4 protein-coding genes are annotated in these 3,781 nt (G+C 62.3%); all 4 read right to left on the reverse strand.

Translation table 11 applies throughout. The annotated features are described in order from the left end of the window. Positions 1 to 632: DegT/DnrJ/EryC1/StrS family aminotransferase (locus ACREC7_RS15975; RefSeq protein WP_431556679.1), on the reverse strand; the 632-nt coding region annotated here is incomplete at its 3' end. A 180-nt stretch (positions 633 to 812) separates the two neighbouring features. Next, positions 813 to 2,720: a DNA primase gene (gene dnaG, locus ACREC7_RS15980; protein ID WP_431556680.1), complete on the reverse strand. Its 1,908-nt coding sequence runs from the start codon at positions 2,718 to 2,720 to the stop codon at positions 813 to 815. Positions 2,721 to 2,903: 183 nt separating this feature from the next. Further along, positions 2,904 to 3,314, reverse strand: a complete 411-nt coding sequence (locus ACREC7_RS15985) for a hypothetical protein (RefSeq protein ID WP_431556681.1) — start codon at positions 3,312 to 3,314, stop codon at positions 2,904 to 2,906. Positions 3,315 to 3,504: 190 nt separating this feature from the next. Continuing rightward, positions 3,505 to 3,781 (reverse strand): glyoxalase superfamily protein (locus ACREC7_RS15990; protein ID WP_431556682.1); only part of this gene is annotated, 277 nt, incomplete at its 5' end.

Below are 3,781 nucleotides of genomic sequence, written 5' to 3' on the forward strand. Positions count from 1 at the left end.
ATGCCGCCTTCGCCCGCGTTGATTTTTTTTTTTTTTTTTTTTTTTTTTTTTTTTTTTTTTTTTTTTTTTTTTTTTTTTTTTTTGCGCCAGCGCGCGCCAAGCGCGTGCGCCGCATCCTCGATGAGAGTGACGCCGTGCACGGTGCAGAGCTCCGTGATCGCATCCATGTCGGAGATATGACCGCGCATGTGCGACAGGAGCAGCACCCTTGTCTCCGACGTTATCTTGCGCCGGAGATCGTCGATGTCCAAACGGTAGTCTTCAGTGCATTCCACAAAGACGGGGATCGCGTGCAGCATAACGATCGCGCTCGGCACTGCGGTGAAGGTAAAGCCCGGCACCAGGACCTTGCTCCCAGGCGCCACACCGCAGGCGATGAGCGCCAGTTCGATCGCCACGCTGCAAGAATTGACCGCAAGAGCGTGCCGCGAACCAAGATATTCGGCGAAGTCGCGTTCAAGCCAGGCAACTTCCGAGTCTTCGGGCTGGCTGTCGCTGTACCTGAATAGTTTGCCAGTCCGCATGATGGCGACCGCGCGTTCAACTCCCTCGGCCGGAATCGGGTCGCAGCGGGTGAAGTCCGCCGGGTCAATCTGTCTGTTCTTAAAGTCATTCATGGATGACCAAGGCATGATAACCGGCCAAGCCAAACGAGCCCCGAGGAAGCCTACCAGCGCTAGAACTACGATTCTGGTTGATTTCGAGCACGGACGAATTGGACCCCCAAGCCAAGCGAAAGGTACTAGCACATGTACCGACTTGTGATCAGGGGCAGCGGCGCCGCAGAGAGTTGAGATCAAGCGGCGCGCCGCTTAGTCGCGCCTCTCGGGGCGCTGGCCGCGGCGCCAGGTGCCCTTCTCGCGCAGCACTTGCGCGACCTTCTCCTTGAACCTCTCGCCAGCGTCGCGGTCGCCGGCATCGTCGCCTGCGTGCTGATTGCCGACGCTCGCCACCTGCTGCTGCAGCGTCGCGAATCGCTCGAACTCTGCCTCCGAAAGATCGGCGAGGTGATCGGCGCCCTCATCAAGCTCCTTGGAGAGCGCGGGAAGCGCGCGGAAGCGGAAGATGAGGTCGGCGAACTGCACCTCGACGTCCTCGAGGGGCGTCTCGGGCTGTAGGAAGGCGATGCGCTTGAAGGCACTCTCGCGCGAGAGCCTGGCCAAGAGCTTCGCGTGCGGGCTTGCTTCCAGCACTTCAAGCAGTTGCTCACGCGAGATGCCGTCGCGCTCGAAGATGATGCGGGTGACGAATGAGAGTAGCGCCGCGAGCGGCTTGTCCCTGACCTCGAGGCTCGCAACCTCATCGGCGAAGCGGTCGAGCAGGGAGGGATGATTGACAAGGGTGAGCGCGATGGTGGTGGCGAAGCCTCGCGGCGATGGTGGCGGCATCGTCCCGCTGTTGGGCGGTACCCGCACGGGGGCGCGCGATGAGCTCTGACGCGGCGATGGCCTCTCGCGCCAGAGCGCGAAGAGCCTGTTCCTCACCTCGCGTCGATAATGATCGCGCACGCGTGCGTTAGCGATCCCAGCGAGAAGTGCGTCGAGCCGCGCCTCGAACGCCGCGCGGCGCTCCGGCGTATCAATCGGCTGCTCGGCGCGCTCGCGGAGCCACAGCACATCGATCAGCGGGCGCGCGTTTCTGAGGCATTGGGTGAAAGCCGGTGCGCCCTGGCTGCGCACGAGGTCGTCAGGGTCCATCCCCTCGGGCAGGAAGGCGAAGCGGAAGGAATGACCCTCTTTCAACATCGGCAGCATGCGGTCAATGGCGCGCGCGGCAGCGGCCTCGCCTGCCCTGTCGCCGTCGAAGCAGATGATGGGCTCGGGCGCGAGCAGCCAAAGTTGTTCCATCTGGCGCTCGGTAAAGGCGGTTCCCAGCGTCGCCACGGCGTTGGTGAAGCCCGCCTGATGCAGCGCGAGCACATCCATATAGCCTTCGACCACAACGAGCTCGCCTTTGTCGAAAGCCGCTTGGCGGGCGCGGGCGAAATTGAAGATGGTCGAGCCCTTGTCGAACAGCCTCGTCTCTGGCGAGTTCAGATATTTGGGCTCGGCGTTAGGATCGAGCGCTCGCGCGCCGAAGCCAATCACGCGCGACTTGACGTCGAGGATGGGGATGGTGAGGCGATTGCGAAAGCGATCGTAGCTCGGCCTGCCGTCGTCAGGCTTGACGAGTAACCCTGCTTCCAAAAGCTGCGCCTCGGTGAATCCGCGTTTCGTCAGAGTCGCTTTGAGCGCCTCCTTCGCGTGCGGTGCGAAGCCGATGCGGAACTCCTTCAGCGTCTCGGGCTTGAGCCCGCGCCGCTCGGCATAAAGGAGCGCGTCACGCCCCTCGCGTGCCCCGAGCGCCTCCTCGAAGAGCCCCGCCGCGGCCTCGAGCGCATCGAGAAGACCGAGCCGCTCCTTGTTGGCGCGCTCGAATTGCGGGTCCGGCTTCGGCATCGGCAAGCCCGCGTCGCCGGCAAGCCTCTCGACAGCCTCGGGAAAGCTCAGCCCTTCCGTCTCCATGAGGAAAGTGAAGATGTCGCCATGCTTGCCGGAGGAGAAGCAGTGATAGAAGCCCTTCTGGTCGTTGACGGTAAAGGACGGCGTCTTCTCACGATTGAAGGGCGAGAGCCCCTTCCACTCGCGACCGGCGCGCTTCAAGGGCACGCGGCGGGAGACCACCTGCGACACCGGCAGGCGAGCCCTGATCTCATCCAAGAACGAATCGGAGAACTTCATTCGGGCAACAGTGAACGCTCACGGGGTGCTGCGCGCTGGCGATTCGCGCTCATCACCATTATCCACCGTTTGCGAACGAATGGGGAACTTCTGCCCCCTATACAAGGCAAAACGCCCTCCCGGTGGTCTGGGAGGGCGTTTTTCTAGCGGCTTGCCTTGGCGGCAAGGAGTGGCAACTCGTTCCTATTCGCCAAGATTGTTGGCGGCGTGCGTCATCACCTCACTGCGATTGAGGACGGTAAGCATGTCACCTTTGAACCCACACAGGAGAACGACCTGCCGATCCTCCGTTCCGTCGATATGGAACAGCTCGCCGGGGTGCAGGGCCACGCGGATCTTGGTCGAGGCAAGGCCGCCGCCGGAAGGGGCCGCGTCGAACACAACGGCGCTGACGAAGCAGTTGCCGCCGTTCGGCACGTAAGAAGCAATCATGCGCTTGTCGCCCATCTTGACGAGGATCGGCTCGCGCGGCCCGACAGGCCCGAGATTGGTCGTCGTGTCCTCGGCGCCGGCCGGCGCAGCGCCAGCGAGCAGCGCGACGAGCACGCCGGTCGCGGCGAGAGCCGAGAGAGTGGATCGAGAGAACTGGACCATTGGGTGGCCTCCTTTCAGTTCCAGCAGGGAATCATATCCCGTTGCTGCATTGCACAATGAATGCCGCCGTGCAGTGACAAAACTATGTTGCAGTGCAAGACAGATGGCCGCAGGGCAAAACCGAACGCGTGATCGGACAATCAGATCACTGACTTTCGTGGAGCCTCGCGAGAGAACCGAGTCGGCACAATCAGGCGCCGCCGAACTCCGCGAAGGTGATGCGATTGTTGACCGGGTCGATCACCGTCATCTCGGTGCCACCCCATTCAGGCTGTTCGAGGCCGGGCCGATTGTTCTTGTACTTCTTGGCGATGAGCCCCGCATGCAGCTCGCGGACGCCTTCGATGATCACACGGACGTGGGCGCCGGGCGATCCGTCGCCATGATGCTCCGAGATGTGAAACACGATGCCTGCGCGGCTGACCTGCATGTAGAGCGGCGTGCCGGGCTCGAATCTGTGCTCCCAA

This window comes from Methyloceanibacter sp. (genome assembly GCF_050728395.1).
Lineage (GTDB): Bacteria > Pseudomonadota > Alphaproteobacteria > Rhizobiales > Methyloligellaceae > Methyloceanibacter.